Source organism: Stappia indica (genome assembly GCF_020177335.1).
GTDB classification, from domain to species: domain Bacteria; phylum Pseudomonadota; class Alphaproteobacteria; order Rhizobiales; family Stappiaceae; genus Stappia; species Stappia indica_B.
Genome location: NZ_JAIVMG010000007.1, coordinates 1 through 17,579, shown reverse-complemented (window position 1 = coordinate 17,579; position 17,579 = coordinate 1). Strand labels below are relative to the sequence as shown.

Here is a 17,579-nt window from a genome sequence, read left to right as displayed (position 1 = left end):
TTGGATCATTCCCGATTCGTTCCTGGAAGGGAAGAGATTTCGCGCAAGACGTGGCGCGCCGTCGAGGCGCCGCCCCGTGCGTGGGGGCGACGACGGTGGGGCGATGACTGGACGCGCGGGTGGGGATGCTGGCGGGCTTGCCCACCGCGATAGGCCGGCTAGCGAGCAAGCGGGGGCGCCGGGCGGTCAGAGTGACCGATTGATGGAGATGCCGTCGGCGAGGGTTGGCGCGCGGGGGGCAGTGCCGGCTGGCCCATAGGTGGTGGGCGCGCGGGTCACACCGGCGCCTTCGGCGACCTTGCGCATCAGGGTGTCGGAAACCTCCCGCGCCGTGGACAGGACGGCGAGATTGATGCGCAGGATGGGTTGGAATTCGCCATGGCGCCGCTTGAGCGCCTCCACGGAGCCGGGTGCCAGATTGCCAAGGGCAACCGCATGGTCACGCACAAAGGTCATGCCGCGCATGTAGACGCTGACCAGATTGGCCTTTTCCGGCTGCAACTCGCCGGCCTCAGCGAGCTTGCCGGCGCGGACCAGTTCGGTTTCCGTCTCGATGACGGCGATGAGCTGATCCATGGCCAGGCGCAGGCGATCGCAGGCCGCCTCCGCCGCTTGCCGATCGGCGATGGTGCCGGAAAAGAACTCGGGCGCCAGCTCGGCGATCGCTTGGGTGTCGAGGCTCATTGTCCGTTGGTCTCCTGAAGAGCAAGCAGTTCGCGCTGGATTGTGTCGGCAATGCCGATGCCGCCGGATTTGGCGATGGTGTCGGCGTAGGTTTCCACCAGCATGCCGCGCCAGGCGTCCGAGCCCTGGCTGTCGCCCCAGCTTCCGCCCTCTTCCAGCCCGGCGAACATCTGCTGCAGCATGGTGTTGAGGAATACCGATTCAAATTCCTCGGCATTCTGGCGCAGGCCCGCGCCAGCAGCGCCGGTGGGGCGAGCCGGGCCGGCGGACATCATCCGCCCTTGCGCGGCGCCCAGAACGGTATCGATGGCGGGTGCGCTCATCACATCACCTCGATTTCGGCCTGGAGCGCGCCCGAGGCCTTGACCGCCTGCAGGATGGAAATCATGTCGCGCGGGCCGATGCCGAGGGCGTTCAGCCCATCGACGAGCTGCTGCAGGGTCACCGTCTGCGGCAGCACCGCCAGCCGGTTGTCGCTGGCATCGTCCACCAGGATATCGGTGCGGGGCTCCACGGCGGTCCGGCCATTGGCGAAGGGCAGGGGCTGCACCACCTCCGGGCTCTCGGCGACGGTGACGGTGAGGTTGCCCTGGGCGATGGCCACGGTCGAGACCTTGACGTTCTGGCCCATGACGATGATGCCGGAGTTCTCGTCGATGACGATCCGCGCCGGCAGGTCCGGCTCGATGATGAGCTGCTCGATGTCGGTGAGAAGGTCGACGATGTTGCCGTTGAACTCGCGCGGCAGGTCGATGCGGACCGTGGCCGGGTCGACCGGCTCGGCGGTCGGCAGGCCGATCAGCTCGTTGACCGCCAGCGCCATGCGGCGGGCGGTGGTCAGGTCCGGATTGCGCAGGGCGAGCCGCAGGCTGGTCATCGAGGCCAGCTTGAAGTCGATCTCCCGCTCCACCAGGGCTCCATTGGCGATACGCGCGGAGGTGGGAACGCCGCGCACCACCGAGGCGGCATCCCCTTGCACGGAAAAGCCGCCGATGGCGAGCGGTCCCTGGGCAATGGCGTAGACCTCGCCGTCGGCGCCGAGCAGCGGGGTCACCAGCAAGGTGCCGCCCTGCAGGCTTTCCGAGTCGCCAAGCGCGCTGACGGCGACGTCGATGCGGGTGCCCTGGGTGGCGAAAGCCGGCAGGTTGGCGGTGACCATCACGGCGGCGACATTGTCGGTGTTGAGATTGAAGCCGCGGGTGTTGACGCCAAGCCGTTCCAGCATGGCTTCCAGGCTCTGGCGCGTGAAGGGCGCATTGCGCAGGGAATCGCCCGTGCCGTGCAGGCCGACCACCAGGCCATAGCCGATCAGCTGGTTATCCCGCACGCCCTCGAAGCTGGCAATGTCCTTGATGCGTGAGGCCGCGCCCGCCCCCGTGGCGGCGAAAAGCGCCGTCAGGAGGAACAGGCAACGAAGGACATGTGCGAGTGTCATCGGTCAGGATCCGCCTATGGGACGCCCGCGCGGGCGTCTGGTTTGTCTTCCAGTATGCGAGCGGCGTGCCAAGTTGCGGGTTCGATGTGAGAATATTTAATTATTTGAAATATAATAATAAATTTCTGTTCAGGTGGAAATGTTGCTGGCGTTGGGCGGTGGTGGTGGGTAAAACTTGCCGGGTCGTTAACGTTTCGTTTACCAAGCGGGAAAATCCTACAGGAGGAAGATGCCCTCCTCAAAGGCCGGTTCAGATCATGAGAATCACAGGATATACCCCCACAGCCGGCGTCGCGGGACGCGCGAACAAGAAGCGCGTCGGGGGAAGCGGGAGCGGTTTCGATCTGCATCAGCAAGAGGAAGCCAGCGCTGCGGCAAGCGGCGGGGCGGCGGCCGGAATCGCTGGGCTCGATGCCCTGCTGGCGTTGCAGGAGGTGGAGGATCCGCTGGTGGGACGCCGTCAGGCCTTCGCCCGCGGTCACGATCTGCTCGATACGCTGGAGGCGGTGAAGGCGGATCTGCTCGGCGGACGGATTTCTTCGGAGCGCCTGCAGCGGCTCGCTGGTCTGCTGGAGCGGCGCAAGCCGAGTGGCGATACGGCCCTCGATGGCATCGTCGAGGAGATCGAATTGCGCGCAAGGGTGGAGCTTGCAAAGCTCGGTCATTTCCCCGGTTGAGGGGGGCGGAACAGGTGCCCTGGTCAGGGCCCGCTTGGCGCGAAACCGGGCAGCGTCACGATAACTACATGAAAAATATAGGCGAAAATTGACCGCATTTTCCGCAAAGGCAACATTGTCGAGCGGGCGCAGTCCCGCTATATTCCGCCCGGCCTGTTAGGGAGTGGGAGCCGGAGCAGATTATGGCGGTTGAGCTGGATGCCGAGTATCGTCCGACCGAGGACGAAGTGTTCATGAACGAGCGTCAGCGGGAGTATTTTCGGAACAAACTTCTGAAGTGGAAAGAGGACCTTCTCCAGGAGTCGCGCGAGACGCTGGCGAACCTTCAGGAGGAGAACCAGAACCACCCGGATCTGGCGGACCGGGCATCGTCGGAAACCGATCGTTCGATCGAGCTGCGCGCGCGTGATCGCCAACGCAAGCTGATTGCCAAGATCGATTCCGCTTTGGACCGCATCGCCGATGGATCCTACGGATATTGCGTCGAGACCGGAGAGCCGATTTCCTTGAAGCGGCTTGAGGCACGGCCGATCGCGACCCTGTCGCTGGAAGCGCAAGAGGCGCATGAGCGGCGGGAAAAAGTCTATCGGGACGACTGAAGCCAGGTGGCCGGCCCGCGACAGCGGGCCGGCGGCAAACTCTGCGGCTTGCGCTGCTCTGTTTGTCAGCTCGGGCAGCCGAGCTCGGACAGCCCTCCGAAGGGGTATGCCTTCCTGATCCCGGAATTGCATGTCCTCGCGTCCCGGATCCCCCCTGAGGAGCCTGTCACAACGCACAGCCCGGCTTGCCGGGCTTTTTTTGTGCCCGGGAGCGGGTGCATTGGATTTCCTTCATTTCAGGACACAGGAAAGCGCCAGCAGATGCGTTTCTTCGGGGCGCAGGCACGCGCGCGCGACCGACAATTCGCCTTCTCCAAAAAAGCAGCTCTGCCGATTAAGGCTTTGAGAAGAGTGCTGTGTTCTGTCTTGGAGGGAGGAGGGATCTCCAATCGAGCAGAGGCGTGAAAGATATACAACTTTTGATCTGGGGGAGCGATGCGGGATGTTCTTTTAATCTTCGACGCAAAGCTTGAGAAGATTCCGGTTTTCGGGACGCTCTGGTCCATGTTTAGCGTGCGATCGGTGCCCTTCGCGGAGGTGGGGCCCGAGGACGTTACGAGCGCGACATGTCTGGTTGTGCACTCGTTTCTCGGGTCTGCGGATGCGGTGCGGCATCTGGAGCGGTTGGCCGGGGGCGCGCGATTGCGGGAGCAGACGGTTTTTCTTTCGCCGGACACCGGGCGCACGGCGCAGGTTCAGGCGCACTCCATCGGCATCGAACGCATTTTCGATCCGCGCAGCCGCGAGGCAGATATCGTGGCGGCTGTCTCGGCGGTGCTGGAGCAGTCGCTGGACCGGCAACTGGAGACCTGCTCCCGGCAGATTGCCTCGGCGATCAAGCAGAGCGATTTGCTGCATCGGCGGCTCTGTTCGGCGATGCGCGGGAAAAAACCACTGCCGATGGCGGCTCTGGACCAGAGCGCGGCCAGCATCTGCGATGCGGTGGAAGACGAGGGGTTCGCCCGCTGGCTGAAGGCGATCGAGCTGCATCACGGACAAACCTGCCGCCACATGATGAACGTCGCGGGCACTGCCGTGGCCTTCGGGCGCTACCTCGGTCTGCCGCGCGTGGATCTTCTGCTTTTGGCCCAGGCGGGCCTGCTTCATGATGTCGGCAAGTTGTTCATCCCGATCTCGGTTCTGGAAAAGGACGGCCCGTTGACCGAGGACGAGCGGGCGCTGATCGCCTGCCATCCGGAACGCGGAGCGAAGGCGCTCATGCGCGAGCAGGGCGTGGACCGGCAGGTGATTGAGGCGGCGCTCTGCCATCACGAATATCTCGACGGCAGCGGTTACCCGAATGGCATTTCCGGTGACGCGATCTCGCCGCTGGTGCGGCTCTTGACGATCGTCGACATCTTTGCGGCGCTGACGGAACGGCGCGCCTACAAGGAGCCTATGACGGCGCGCATGGCAATCGGCCACCTGATGCAGATGAAGGACAAGCTCGATCAGCCTTTGTTGCGGGCGTTTCGCGGGCTGGTGCTGGAGCCGGTGTTCGCGGTCACGAAGACGCCTGAGCCAGCGCGTTCGGTGACCACTGATGGATGCCTCACCTGCCGGCATCATCCCCTGGGCGAGGTTGCCTGATATTGCCCGGTGCGATGGATGGAGCCGGCTGTTCTTTGTGATGTGTCTCCAGCTTGGTCTTGGGGGCGGTGAAAAGCTGGAACGGGCACGGCCTGCCGGGGAGCATTGGGCCGTGCCCGTTCACCGTTCGCGCCTGGGGAGCGTTGGAACGGCTGGGGAGAGAGCGTCTTGCCTTCGCCGGGGAGAGGCAGGGCGAGACGCTAGGGCCTGGGGAGGCCGGACGGGGGCCTTTTCTGTCTGGTATGGGGGTGGCTCCGCACGGGCACGGCCGTGCGGAGTGCACGATTGGGGGTTAGAAGGGCAGAACGATATCGAGCACCTGGCTGCCGTAGCGCGGCTGCTGCACATCGGTGATCTGGCCGCGTCCGCCATAGCCGATCCGCGCCTCGGCGATCTTGGCGCTTTCGATGGTGTTGTTGGCCGAGATGTCCTCCGGCCGGACCACGCCGGCGACGATCAGCTCGCGCACCTCGAAGTTCACCCGGATCTCCTGACGGCCCTCGATCACCAGGTTGCCGTTCGGCAATGTCTGGGTGACGACTGCGGCGACCTTGGTCTGCAGCTTTTCCTCACGGTCGACCTTGCCCTTGCCCTTGAAGGTGGAGGTTCCGGAACTGGTGACGAGGTTTTCCGAAGCGGTTCCGGCGGGCAGGAACAGGGTGTTGATCGCCGCGCCGACGGCGCCGCCGGTGCCGCTGGAATCGCTGCCGACCCGGTTGCGCTCGGTCTCGTTATCGAACTCGGCCTTGTCGGAGATGGTCACCAGAACGGTGAGGATATCGCCGACCCGCGCGGCGCGCTGGTCCTTGAAGAAGGCGCGGGCGCCGGACCGCCAGAGCGAATTGGAGTTGTAGTGCACCGACTGGGGTGTCGGCATGGGCATTTGCACCGGACGATAACCTGGCGTGGTCGTCGGGTCCTGGATCGCCGACAGGGCCGGGGCCTTTCCGACCTGGGACAACCGGTCGGCAGCACCACAGCCGGCGGTGACAAGCGCGAGGGTCACAGCCAGCAGCGGCTTGGTGTAGCGGGCGCTCCCGTTCATCGGATCGTCTCCTGAAGCTGTGCCATGCGGTGGCGGGCGAGGCCGACCTCGACCTGGCCGCGCGCCTTGACGGTGCCGGAAACGGTCCGGCGGGATTGAAGGTTGAGAACGTCGATCACGTCGCCGTCGGTGCCGTTGGCCAGTGCCTGCCCGATGGTCGTCAGGGTCATGCCGGCGACGCGGTAGTAGAGGGTGATCTTGTCGCCGCGCCGGACCAGGGTCGGCTCTTCGAAGTCGGTCTTCATCAGTGGCCGACCCGGGCGAATGCTGCGCCGTGCGGCAAGCCCTGCAATGGCGGCCATGTCGGCCACTTGCTGGCCGGTCAGCCGGCTACGGGGGATGCGGTGGGGCTTCAGGTCGGCGGCGGTGACGATGGCGCCCCGGTCCAGCGGTGCGGCGGCGGCAAAGACCGTGGCCATTTCCGTCGCCGTGCCGGTGACCTGGCGGCTTTCGAGGCGTGCGCCGGTGTGGATCTGCAGCCGGGCGCTGAGGCGGCCGGAGGCGGGGTGCCAGTTGATGGCGGTGACGCGCAGCGGATCGGGGATCGAGGCGTCGGCGCGGATGATTTCCGGGGCGCCGGTGAAGGCGATCTCCAGCGCCTCCGGGTCGAGCTGCGGATGGCGCTCGACCAGAGCCGCGCGAATCGCGGTTTCCAGCTCGGAGGTGCCGATGGTGACCGCGAGACGCTCCACCGTGACCTGACGCAAGCCGTCTGTGCCGGCCGCCGCATAGCCGGCGGCGCGGGCGCGCTCGGCGACCATCGCGGCGGGAACCGTGCCGCGGGTGCCGAGATCGGGGGCGCGGAACAAGGGGGTTGCGGCCAGCGGGCCGGCGTCGGGGTAGAAATCGCCCAGGGTGACGATGGCGGCGGCCACCTGAACCTCGGAGCGCAGCGTGCCGGCGGCAACGGCTGGCAGCGTGGCCGACATGAGCAGCGCCAGGGCAAGAATTGTCCGTGTGAACGACATGGGGTTCGCCTTCCGGGTCATTCTGGCGTTAGCGCAGGTTCGAGGTGGTGGCCGACATCTCGTCGGCGGCCTTGATGATGCGCGAGTTCATCTCGTAGGCACGCTGGGCGGCGATCAGATCGGAAATCTCGCCGACCGCCTCGACGTTGGCCATTTCCAGATGCTTCTGCATCAGATCGCCGAAGCCGGCATCGCCCGGGTTGCCGACCACGGCCGCACCGCTGCTCTCGGTTTCCAGAAACAGGTTGTCGCCGATCGCCTCAAGGCCCGACTTGTTGACGAACCGGGCGATCTGCAACTGACCCAGAACCTGAATGGCATTGTTGCCATCCAGCACCTGGACCTCGCCGACGGCGCTGATAGTGATGTCGCGGGCGTCCTCGGGAATGACGATGCCCGGCTGCACCGCATAACCGTCGATGGTCACGAGCTGACCGTTGGCATCGCGCTCGAACGAGCCGTCGCGGGTGTAGGCGGTGCCGCCATCGGGCAGGTCGATCTGGAAGAATCCTTCGCCGCGCACGGCGACGTCCAGTTCCTTGCCGGTTGGCGCGACGTTGCCCTGGCTCATGATGCGCGCGGTCGCGGCGGTCTTCACGCCGGAGCCGATCTGCACGCCGGTGGGCACGATGGTGCCCGAGGCGGAGGAGGTGGTGCCCATCCGGCGCAGGTTCTGGTAGAGCAGATCCTGGAAGTCGGCGCGCTGGCGCTTGTAGCCGGTGGTGCGCATGTTGGCGACGTTGTTCGAGATGACCTCGACGTTCAGTTCCTGCGCCCGCATTCCGGTCGCGGCGATGTGAAGTGCCTTCATCGGAAACTCTCCTTTTCGCCGCTCAGGCCTGAACCGAGCCGAGTCGGTCGATGGCTTTCTTCAGCAGCTCGTCGCCATCGGCCATCATCTTCGAAACGGTGGTGTAGTTGCGGGTGATCTCGATCATGCGGGTCACCTCGGTCACGCCCTGGACGTTGGAGCGCTCGATCGCGCCCTGAACCACGCGAATGCCATCGGCCGGCTGCGGATCGTTGCCGGCGAACAGGTTGTCGCCGATCCGGGTCAGGGTCTGCGGATTCGCAAATTGCACGACCTTGAGCCGGCCGCGCACGCCAAGCGCGCTGGAAATGGTGCCATCCTCGGCGATGGTGATGTCCGCGTCCTCGGTTCCGAAGGTCAGCGGGCCGGCCTCGCCGAGAACCGGACGGCCGTCGGCGGTCACCAGTTGCCCGGTGGAATCGAGGTGAAAGGCGCCGTTGCGGGTGTATCTCTCGCCGTCCGGCGTCTGGATCGCGAACCAGCCTTCGCTTCCAAGCGCGACGTCGAAGGTATTTCCGGTCATGGACGTGGCGCCGGCGTCGAAATTCGACGACGCACCGTAGTCCAGGACGTAGGAATAGTTCTGATCCTGCTCCTGGAAGCTCGTGGCTTCCGCTACGGGCATCAGATATTCCTCGAACATCAGGCGCTGGGCCTTGTATCCGGTGGTGTTCATGTTGGCGAGATTGTTCGCCACCACGCTCAATTGATTGCGCAGGGCTGTCTGACGCGACAGCCCGATCAGCAAGGAATTCTCCATCGTGTCCGTTCCTATGCTCCCCAGCGAGCGCCCATCTCCCCAGATCGGGTGCTCGTTAACCATGAAGCACGGACCGTGCCAGTTTCTATCTTGTTGAAAAGATTGACATCAGGCTGTTTCGAGTCGGCCAAAGGTGGGAATAAACGGGCCGAAAATGTTACCGCCCGGCAAAACTTGCCGCGTTCTGCAATCCGTTAACCATTTGGTAACGAACGGTTAACCATTATGACTTTAGAAACTAATCTACGCGCGAGGGCGGCGCGGATGAGGGGCAGGGAATGGCAGCCGAAGCGGACGCGGTCGAGGCCGAAGGCGAGGGGCAGGAAGGCGCTGGCGGCGGTGGCCGCAAGAAGCTGATCCTCATCGCCGCAGCAGCGGTGCTGCTCCTGGTCGCCGGCGGTGCCGGGGTGTATTTCCTCGGAGGGGTCGGCGGCGATGCGGCGCCTCGGGCTTCCGAAGAACAGGCGGCGCCCGCGCAGCGCCCGGTGGTGTTCTACGATCTGCCGGAGATGACGGTGAACCTGTCGACCGACGGACGTGCGACCTACCTGAAGGTGCGGATCGCGCTGGAGGTTCAGGACCGGGATACCATTGCCCAGATCGAGCCGTTCCTGCCGCGCATTCTCGATGCGTTTCAGGTCTACCTGAGAGAGTTGCGGCCGGCTGATCTGGAAGGGTCGTCCGGCCTGTTTCGGCTCAAGGAGGAGCTTCTGCGCCGTATCAACACGGCGGTTTATCCGGCACGCGTCGATGGCGTGCTGTTCAAGGAAATCCTGGTTCAGTAGGTGTCCGATGGCGGCCGAAGAAGACGATCTTGGCAATATCGACGAGGCCTGGGGCGAAGCGCTGGCTGAACAGCGCGACGGCGAGGACGAGGACGACGAGGACCTGGCTGCCGCCTGGGGGGCGGCGCTGGAGGAGCAGGGCGTCGCTGGCGGCGACGACATGGCCGCCCAATGGGCGGCGATGATCGATGACAGCGAGCCGGAGCTGGAAAGCGCGACGCGCGGCGCCGATCGCATCCTCAACCAGGAGGAGATCGACAATCTCCTCGGCTTCAACATCGAAGACACGATCGCCGCCGACCAGAGCGGCATTCGCGCACTCATCAACTCGGCGATGGTCTCCTACGAGCGTCTGCCGATGCTGGAGATCGTGTTCGACCGGCTGGTGCGGCTGACCACCACCTCCTTGCGCAACTTCACCTCCGACAATGTGGAGGTGTCACTCGATTCCATTTCCTCCGTGCGTTTCGGAGACTACCTGAACTCGATTCCGCTGCCGGCGATCCTCGGCGTGTTCAAGGCCGAGGAGTGGGACGGGTTCGGTCTCTGCACGGTGGAATCGAGCCTGATCTACTCGATCATCGACGTGCTGCTCGGCGGTGGCCGTGGCATGTCGGCGGTTCGCGTCGAGGGGCGGCCCTACACGACGATCGAAACCAATCTCGTGCGACGGATGATCGAACTGATCATGCAGGACATGGAGATGGCGTTCTCGCCTCTGTCGCCGGTGCATTTCAATCTGGAGCGCCTGGAGACCAACCCGCGTTTCGCGGCGATTTCGCGTCCGGCCAATGCGGCCATCCTCGTCGAGCTGCGCATCGACATGGAGGATCGCGGCGGCAAGATCGAAATCATGATGCCCTATGCGACGCTGGAGCCGATCCGCGATCTGCTGCTGCAGATGTTCATGGGCGAGAAGTTCGGCCGCGATCCGATCTGGGAGGGCCATCTGGCGACCGAGATCTATGCCGCGGAAATCGACATCGATGCGGTGCTGTACGAGACCCACATGCCGCTTGGACGGGTGCTCGATCTCCAGGTCGGCGAGACCCTGCTGTTCGACATTTCCCCGAACGACCCCGTGGCCATCAAGTGCGGCGGCATTCCGCTGACATCGGGCACCATGGGCAAGGACGAAGACGCGATCGCGATCCGCGTCGACAAGGGATTGCAAAAACCAAAAATGACGCTGGCCGCATTCGAACGCGCCATGCAAAAAGAAATGGACCCGTCATGAGCACGTTGCCCGTTGGACTGATCATCGAAAGCCTCGTCGCCATCCTGCTTCTGGTGACCATTGGCTATTGCGTCGTCCTCAACAACCGGCTGAAGCGGCTGCGCGCCGATGAGGAAAGCCTGCGCGCCACCATTTCCGAGTTGATCACCGCTTCGGAGATCGCCGAACGGGCGATCCTGGGTCTGAAGGCGACCGCAGGTGAGGCGGACCGGACCCTAGGCGAGCGGCTGGTGGAGGCCGAGCGCCTGTCGCGGGAGCTGTCCGACCAGATCGGCGAGGGCAACACCGTGCTGGAGCGCATCACGCAGATCGCCGAAGCGGCGAAGCCGGCGGCGCAGGCCACCCAGTCCGTCGCCGAGCGACCTGCACCGGCGCCGGCGCCGGCCGCGCCGATCAGGGCCAGCGACATTCGTTCCGCCGCCATCGAGGCGAGCGCCCGGCTTGAGCACTTCCGCAAGCGCGCGGCGGAGCAAGCTGCGTGACAAGCCTGCGTCTGATCCCCACGCTCGTCATTGCGGCGAGCGCGCTGTTCCTGCTCAAGCTGATCGGCTTCGCGCTGAACGACGGCCATGATGCGCCGTCGCCGGTGTCGGTGGCGGTTGCGCAGTCCGCTTCGGCGGCGGGTGGGTCTGCGGGAGAGGACGCGGGAATGTCGTCGGAGACTATTGCGGCGGGCGCGGATGCGCCCGGTTCAGGGGCGCCCCAGGCCGATGGTGCGGCGGCAACCGCCGCCATGCCGGGAGAGACGGCACTGCCGCCGGGGGGCGGTCTGCCGGCCGGAAGTCTGGAACTGGGCGGCTCGATCGCCGAGCGCAAGGTGCTGGAGTCGCTGAGCGGTCGTCGCCGCGAACTCGACAAGCGAGAAAAGCAGTTCGACCTGCGGCAGGAAATTCTCAAGGCGAGCGAGGCGCGGCTGCAAAAGAAGGTCGAGGACCTGAAGGCGCTGGAGGCCAGCATCAAGTCGCTACAGGAAGAGCGGGAAGAAAAGCGCAATGAGGAGCTGCGCGATCTGGTCATCATGTATGAATCGATGAAGGCCAAGGACGCGGCGCGCATTTTCGATCGGCTGGATCTGGATATCCTCTTGCAGGTGGCCAAGCAGATGAAGCCGCGCAAGATGGCCGATGTGATGGCGCGCATGTCTCCCGAGGCCAGCGAGCGGCTGACCGTTGCGCTGGTCAAGGGCGGAGATGCGGCCATGGCCACCGTGGAGACGGTTCCGGCCGAACTTCCGAAAATTCGGGGAAACTGATCGGCAAACGGGCTTTCGGCCGCGTGGGGCTTGCCTCGATGCGTGAAAGGTGGCGTTAAGTCGCCATGCGTAGACTGAGCGCTCGAATGGCGAGCGATGGGGAAGCCTGGTGACGGACAGGGGTCGGAGTGCATGGACAGTCAGGTCCGCCGCCCGTTGGGCGGTGCGGGCGGTGCTGCCGGCTCTGATCGTGCTGGCCGGGGCCCTTGCAGGGGCTGCACCTGCGCATGCCGAGCCCTTGCGCGTGGATGTGCGTGCCGCGCAGCAGGACGGGTATGGCCGTCTGGTGCTGACCTTCCAGGACCGCACGCTGCTGCCCGAGTATGACGCGCTGGTCGCCAACGGGGTGCTGCGCATCCGGTTTCGCGACGAGGTGCGCACATCCGTCGATCATGTGCCGGTCAAGCTGCCGGGATTCATTTCGATCGCGCGCCGCGATCCGGATGGCTCGGCCCTGCGCTTCGCCCTGACCGGCGACCATCGCATCAACACGATGGAGGCGGGCGAGAAACTGTTCATCGATCTGTTGCCGTCGAACTGGCAGGGCATGCCGCCGGGATTGCCCGACGACGTGGTCCGCGAGCTGGCACGGCGGGCGGAGGAGGCCATCCGCAGGGCGCGGGCGTTGGAGCAGGGACGCCTGCGCGGGCAGGTCGAACCGAAGGTGGAGCTGCGCATCGGCACGCATCCGACCTTCACCCGCCTGGCCTTTGAGTGGAACCTTGCCTTCGATTCCGCCTTCGTCCGGGAGGGCGATCTCGTCAAGGTGACGTTCAATCACCCGGTTGACCTCGATCTGGGGCAGTTGCGCGCGCATCTGCCGCCGGGGGTCGTCGATGCCACCGCCTTTACCGATGAGGGCAAGCTGAAGTTTTTGTTGCGCATCGAGCCGGACGTGGACATTCGCGCGTTCCGCGAGGAGGACAGCTACATCGTCGACGTGACCCCGCGCTCAATGGAGGTGGATCCGGTCAACGCGGCGATTGACGAAGCGCTGAGCCCGGCGGAGGAGACGCCCGCGAAGGCGAGCGAACTGGTGCTCGCGCCGGCCGGTCCGGAGAAGAAAGACCCGGTGGCTGCGCGCACCGAGGTCGAGCCGGCCCCGGAGGGCGAGATGCCCAAGGTGTCGCCGGCCCCGCGCGAAACGGTGACGGGCGCACCGTTGCCGGCCACCAAGCCGGCCGCCACCCCAGCCGCCGCCGAAGCAGCTTCCGATCCGGCGCCGACTGCCGAGGCACCTGCCGTACCCGTGTCGGAAGAGGCGGAGACGAACGAACCGGCCGCGTCGCCAGCGCCCCCGGCTGCAAAGGCCGAAGGTTCGGTGCCCGCACAGCAGGCATCCGTAGCGGCGAAGGCCGCCGATTTGCCTGAGAAGAAGGCGGAAACGCCATCCTCCCGCGGCGGTCTGGCCGAATTGCCGGAGGCGATCGACCTGACCCGGGTGACGCCGGATGTGGGGGGGATCGCGGATGCGGTTGCCCTGTCGCCGGAGGCGCCGCCTGCGGGGTATGAGGACGAGGCACGCCGGCTGGTCACGGCCGAGGCCCGGCGCATTGGCGATATCGTCCGCGTGGTCTTTCCCTTCGCCGAGCCGGTGTCCTCCGCCGTCTTCCGCCGTCACCGCAGCCTGTGGATGGTGCTCGACACCGCTGATCCGATCGATGTGCGTGGAATGCGCTCGGTGCTCGACGACATGGTCGATGCGGTCGAGGTGACCGAGATGCCCGACTGGCAGGTCATCCGCATCGATCTCGGCGAGAACGCGCTGGCCACCGTCGGTGTCGACGGCAGCGCCTGGGTGATGACCATCGGCAATACGATCCTGGAGCCGTCCCGGCCCTTGTCTCTGGAGCGCAATGTGCGCGGCGATGGCGGGACCGTGATCCGGGTGCCGTTCCACGACCCGCAAAACCTGCGGGAGATCGAGGACCCCTTCGTCGGCGACACGGTGTCGGTGATCACCGGCTTCGGCCCGGCGCGGGGCTTGCTGAAGCCGCAGCGGTTTGCCGAATTCGATGCGTTGATGTCGGCCCATGGGGTTGCCATCCTGCCGCGGACCGACGATCTCGACGTGAAGATCGACGGCGACGCGGTGATGGTGGAGCGCCCTCGCGGCCTGTCGATCTCCAACGGTCAGCTGAACGACGGATCGCGCGTGTTGAAGGCGGTTGCCGATCCGGCTGTTCCGGGACAGATCGACCTCGGTCACCTGATGACCAGCACGACCGAGGACTTTCTCGACAAGATCAAGGCGCTGGAGTTTCGCAGCGCGAATACGCCGCCGGAGGACCGGCTGGGGCCGCGTATGGACCTGTCGCGGTTTTATCTGGCGCATGGGTTCGCGCATGAGGCGCTTGGCCTGATGCGGCTTGCCGCCGACGAAGATCCGGCATTGGTCCGGGATCCGAGCTTCAATCTGTTGATGGGGGCGGCACAATCGCTGGCGGTGCGCCCGAAGGAGGCGGAGGCCTATCTGGAGCGCCCGGGGTTGGAAAACAACGCCGATGCGGCGGTCTGGAAGACGATCAACCTGACGCGCCTTCGCGACTGGACCGGGGCAAAGAGCGCTCAGCCGCGCGGCCGGGCGGTGATCGGCAATTATCCCTTGCTGGTTCAGACCGAATTCAATCTCGCCGCCGCAGAGAGCCTTGTCGAGATCAACGATTTCGGCCGTGCCGCCGCGGTGTTGTCGGAGATCGATCCCAGCCAGGTGGACAGCGCGCAGGCGGGTCGCTACGACATTCTGCGCGGGCGGATCGCCGATGCCTCGGGCCGGTCGCGCGAGGCGTTGACCGCATTCGACATCGTCGCCCGCTCGGACGAGCGGCCGCTGGCGGCGGAGGCGACCTATCGCGCGCTGCGGATCCGGCACCGGGATGGAGACATTGCCACCGAGGAGGCGGCCAACCGTCTTGCCGGGTTGGCGACCTCCTGGCGCGGTGACGAGATCGAGCTGAAGGCGCTGCGCTTTCTTGCCCAGCTGCGGGTTCAGTCCGGGAATTACCGTCAGGCGTTCGAGGCGATGACCTCGGCGCTGCAGGCGAACAGCGATGCGGAGACCGCACGCCTGCTGCAGGACGAAATGGGGGCGGTCTTCGCCGAGCTTTTCCTGGAAGGTGGCGCCGACGCGATGGCGCCGGTCAAGGCTCTGGCCCTGTTCTACGACTTCCGCGAGATGATGCCGATTGGCCGGCGTGGGGACGAGATGGTGCGGCGGCTCGCCAACCGTCTGGTGGCAATGGACCTGCTGGACCAGGCGGCCGAGCTCTTGAAGCATCAGGTCGACCACCGGCTGAAGGGGGCGGCCCGGGCGCAGATCGCCGCCGATCTCGGTGTGGTCTACCTGATGGACCGCAAGCCGGAGGAAGCCCTTCGCGTTCTCAGCCAGACCCGGCAGGCCAAGCTTCCCCGGGAGTTGGAGCGGCAGCGCAACATGGTGGAGGCGCGGGCGCTGACAGAAAGCGGGCGTCCGGATCTGGCGCTGGAGATCGTGCGCAACATGCGCGGCGAGGATGTGGAGCGGCTGCGGGCGGACACCTTGTGGGCTGCCCATAGCTGGCGCGAGGCGGGCGAGCAGTTGGAGGGCATCGTTGGCGGGCGCTGGTCCGACCCGATCCCGCTGGCCGATCAGGAACGGGCGGATATTCTCAAGGCGGCGATTGCCTATTCCCTTGCGGACGATGCCTTCAGCCTCAGCCGGCTGAAGTCGAAATTCGCCACCAAGATGAGCGACAGCCCGGAGGCGGATGCCTTCGATGTCGTCACCCGGCAGGCCGGAGACCGTGGCGTGGAATTCATGTCGGTGGTCGACCGGCTGGAGGCGATCGACTCCCTCGATATCTTCCTGTCGGAATATCAGCGCAAGTATCTCAGGCCGCGGAACGCCGAGGTGCCGATCGCCAACTCAGGCGAGGCGCCAGAGCCGGCGCGTGCCGTGCGGCAAGCGGTGCCCAACGATCTGGTGCCGACACAGGTGGCGAGCAAGCCGGCGGGCTGAGCCGGCGCGTCAGGCGCCGACGAAACTTTTCACCAGGCTGCCGGCGATCAGGTTCCAGCCATCCACCAGCACGAAGAAGATCAGCTTGAACGGCAGGGATATCACCACTGGCGGCAGCATCATCATGCCCATCGACATGAGCACCGAGGCAATTACCAGGTCGATGATCAGGAACGGCAGGTAAAGCAGAAAGCCGATCTCGAAGGCCCGGCGCAACTCGCTGATCATGAAGGCCGGAACCAGAATGCGCAGGCTGAGGTCTTCCGGCCGCTCGGGTACCGGCTGGCCCGACAGTTCCACGAACAGCATCACATCCTTCTCGCGCACATTGGCGCGCATGAAGCTGTGGAAGGGAATGGCGGCGCGATCGAATGCCTCGTTCAGCTCGATGGTACCCTCCACCAGCGGCCGCACCCCCTCGTCATAGGCGGCCTCGAAGGTCGGGGCCATGATGAAGGCGGTGAGAAACAGCGCCAGACTGGTCATCACCGCGTTCGGCGGGGCGGTTTGCAGGCCGATCGCCGAGCGCAGCAACGACAGCACCACCACGATCCTGGTGAAGCTGGTCACCATGACGATGATCGACGGCGCCAGGCTGAGGATGGTCAGCAGGGCGACAAGCTGAACCGCCCGTTCGGTGAGCGTGGTGCCTTCGCCGAAACCGATGGAGATATCCTGCGCCGCCGCCGGTGACAGGGCGGCGGCAAGGGCGGTGGCGGCAAGCATGACAACCGCGGCGGTGCGCCTCAGCGGACCGCCGCGAAAGTGTGGCGTCATTTGCCTTTCGGTCCGCTGATCTCGCTGAGCAGCTTGGCCATTTCCTCTTCGATGGCGTCGATGGTGATCGCGCCATTGTCGGGTTTGGCCGGTGCGTCCGGCTTGTCGTCGGCCTTGGTGTCGGCCGCCTCGGCAGGCTTATCCGCAGCAGCGTCATCGGCGGCAGGCGTGGCCGCCGGCTTCTGCGCTGGTGTCTCGTCCACCGGATCCTTGGCGGCGGGCTTGTCCGCCTCCGGCTCCGAGGCGATGACGGTCGGCTTTTCGGTCGGGCCTGCGGATGCCGGAGCCGAAGGCGCCGGTGCGGCAGGTGCCTTGCGCGCCTGGGTGAACTCGCCGAGCAGCGCATCCTCAAGCGACAGTTCTTGCTCGGCCGCTGCGGGCGCCGCAGGAGCGGCGGTGTCCGGCTTGGCCGGGCTTTCCGGCTTGACCGCTGCAGGGGCGACCTCGGGCGTTGCCGGGCTTTCCGGCTTCTCCGCACCTTCGGGGGCAACCGGGGTAACCGGGGCAGCGGGCGCTTCGGGCTTGACCGAGACCTCGGGCTTCGGCGCCGGTTCTGCCTTTGCGGGTGCTTCCGGTTTCACCGTTGGTGCTTGGGCTGCGCCGGCAGGGGCAGGCGTATCGCCAAGCGGCAGCTTGACGCCCGTCGCAGGTTCCGCGCCTTCCGCCGGGCGTGCCGGGGCCGGCTCGGGCGGACGGAGGGTGCTGTCCCTGCGTGCGGCACGATCCTCTTCGCCCAGCTGCGGGAAGGCCGTGCGCGCGGTGGCGGCGGGGCCGGAGGATGGCGGGGTGATGGTGCGGCGGACCGGCGGTTGCGGTTCTCGCCGTGCGGGCGCCGGCGGCCGGGGCGTGGGAGCCTCGGGGCGGGTGCCTGTGGACGGAGCCGGCGCCGCGGATGCGGCCGAAGTCGAGCTCGCCTGTCCGGCGGCGCCCTTTGCCAGACCGGCAACGGCGGCACCGGCGGC

The 17,579-nt window shown here is 65.8% G+C and carries 16 protein-coding genes and 1 pseudogene; 8 read left to right on the top strand and 9 right to left on the bottom strand.

Annotation, left to right across the window (positions count from 1 at the left end):
- Positions 1-186 precede the first annotated feature (186 nt).
- From LC062_RS10815 to LC062_RS10805, 3 genes are read right to left on the bottom strand one after another with little or no spacing between them, the layout of a single operon-like run.
- Positions 187-684, bottom strand: coding sequence for a flagellar protein FlgN (locus LC062_RS10815; RefSeq protein ID WP_224911048.1), 498 nt, complete (start codon positions 682-684; stop codon positions 187-189).
- Complete coding sequence (locus LC062_RS10810; RefSeq protein WP_224911047.1) at positions 681-1,007, bottom strand: rod-binding protein; 327 nt, start codon at positions 1,005-1,007, stop codon at positions 681-683. Before LC062_RS10810 ends, LC062_RS10815 begins: the two co-directional genes overlap by 4 nt.
- Positions 1,007-2,119, bottom strand: coding sequence for a flagellar basal body P-ring protein FlgI (locus tag LC062_RS10805; RefSeq protein ID WP_224911046.1), 1,113 nt, complete (start codon positions 2,117-2,119; stop codon positions 1,007-1,009). The genes LC062_RS10810 and LC062_RS10805 overlap by 1 nt, the downstream gene beginning before the upstream one ends.
- A 257-nt stretch (positions 2,120-2,376) precedes the next feature.
- Between LC062_RS10805 and LC062_RS10800 the strand changes: the two genes are divergently transcribed.
- From LC062_RS10800 to LC062_RS10790, 3 genes are all read left to right on the top strand, one after another.
- Positions 2,377-2,796, top strand: coding sequence for a flagellar assembly protein FliX (locus tag LC062_RS10800; protein ID WP_224911045.1), 420 nt, complete (start codon positions 2,377-2,379; stop codon positions 2,794-2,796).
- A 182-nt stretch (positions 2,797-2,978) separates the two neighbouring features.
- Positions 2,979-3,395 carry an RNA polymerase-binding protein DksA gene (gene dksA / locus LC062_RS10795; RefSeq protein ID WP_224911044.1) on the top strand — a complete coding sequence of 139 codons (417 nt, stop codon included), beginning with the start codon at positions 2,979-2,981 and terminating at the stop codon, positions 3,393-3,395.
- A 504-nt stretch (positions 3,396-3,899) separates the two neighbouring features.
- Positions 3,900-4,985 (top strand): HD-GYP domain-containing protein, encoded by a 1,086-nt coding sequence (locus LC062_RS10790; RefSeq protein WP_224911043.1) that lies wholly within the window; start codon positions 3,900-3,902, stop codon positions 4,983-4,985.
- 292 nt (positions 4,986-5,277) lie between these two features.
- On the opposite strand, the gene flgH is transcribed toward LC062_RS10790, so the two are convergent.
- Genes flgH through flgF form a run of 4 tightly spaced genes read right to left on the bottom strand, consistent with a single transcriptional unit; the run spans position 5,278 to position 8,569 of the window.
- The gene (gene flgH / locus LC062_RS10785; protein WP_224911042.1) at positions 5,278-6,030 is read right to left on the bottom strand and encodes a flagellar basal body L-ring protein FlgH; all 753 of its coding nucleotides are present in this window, start codon (positions 6,028-6,030) and stop codon (positions 5,278-5,280) included.
- Positions 6,027-6,998, bottom strand: coding sequence for a flagellar basal body P-ring formation chaperone FlgA (flgA, locus tag LC062_RS10780; protein ID WP_224911041.1), 972 nt, complete (start codon positions 6,996-6,998; stop codon positions 6,027-6,029). The genes flgH and flgA overlap by 4 nt, the downstream gene beginning before the upstream one ends.
- 28 nt (positions 6,999-7,026) lie before the next feature.
- The gene (gene flgG, locus LC062_RS10775) at positions 7,027-7,809 is read right to left on the bottom strand and encodes a flagellar basal-body rod protein FlgG (protein ID WP_224911040.1); all 783 of its coding nucleotides are present in this window, start codon (positions 7,807-7,809) and stop codon (positions 7,027-7,029) included.
- 22 nt (positions 7,810-7,831) lie between these two features.
- A complete protein-coding gene (flgF, locus tag LC062_RS10770; RefSeq protein ID WP_224911039.1) occupies positions 7,832-8,569 on the bottom strand; it encodes a flagellar basal-body rod protein FlgF in 738 nt (245 codons plus the stop codon).
- A 278-nt stretch (positions 8,570-8,847) separates the two neighbouring features.
- Here flgF and LC062_RS10765 point away from each other — a divergent pair, with 278 nt between their 5' ends.
- From LC062_RS10765 to LC062_RS10745, 5 genes are all read left to right on the top strand, one after another.
- The gene (locus tag LC062_RS10765) at positions 8,848-9,354 is read left to right on the top strand and encodes a flagellar basal body-associated FliL family protein (protein ID WP_224911038.1); all 507 of its coding nucleotides are present in this window, start codon (positions 8,848-8,850) and stop codon (positions 9,352-9,354) included.
- A 7-nt stretch (positions 9,355-9,361) separates the two neighbouring features.
- Entirely contained in the window at positions 9,362-10,591 is a 1,230-nt protein-coding gene (gene fliM / locus LC062_RS10760) for a flagellar motor switch protein FliM (protein ID WP_181758660.1), read from the top strand.
- Complete coding sequence (locus tag LC062_RS10755) at positions 10,588-11,073, top strand: DUF6468 domain-containing protein (RefSeq protein WP_224911037.1); 486 nt, start codon at positions 10,588-10,590, stop codon at positions 11,071-11,073. The genes fliM and LC062_RS10755 overlap by 4 nt, the downstream gene beginning before the upstream one ends.
- Positions 11,070-11,843 (top strand): MotE family protein, encoded by a 774-nt coding sequence (locus tag LC062_RS10750; RefSeq protein WP_224911036.1) that lies wholly within the window; start codon positions 11,070-11,072, stop codon positions 11,841-11,843. Before LC062_RS10755 ends, LC062_RS10750 begins: the two co-directional genes overlap by 4 nt.
- Positions 11,844-12,015: 172 nt before the next feature.
- Entirely contained in the window at positions 12,016-15,840 is a 3,825-nt protein-coding gene (locus LC062_RS10745) for a hypothetical protein (RefSeq protein WP_224911035.1), read from the top strand.
- A gap of 9 nt (positions 15,841-15,849) precedes the next feature.
- Here the strand turns inward: LC062_RS10745 and fliP are convergent, their stop codons facing one another.
- Positions 15,850-16,566: a flagellar type III secretion system pore protein FliP gene (fliP, locus tag LC062_RS10740; RefSeq protein ID WP_224911225.1), complete on the bottom strand. Its 717-nt coding sequence runs from the start codon at positions 16,564-16,566 to the stop codon at positions 15,850-15,852.
- Positions 16,567-16,613: 47 nt separating this feature from the next.
- Positions 16,614-17,579, bottom strand: a pseudogene (locus LC062_RS10735) (hypothetical protein); the annotation flags it as partial.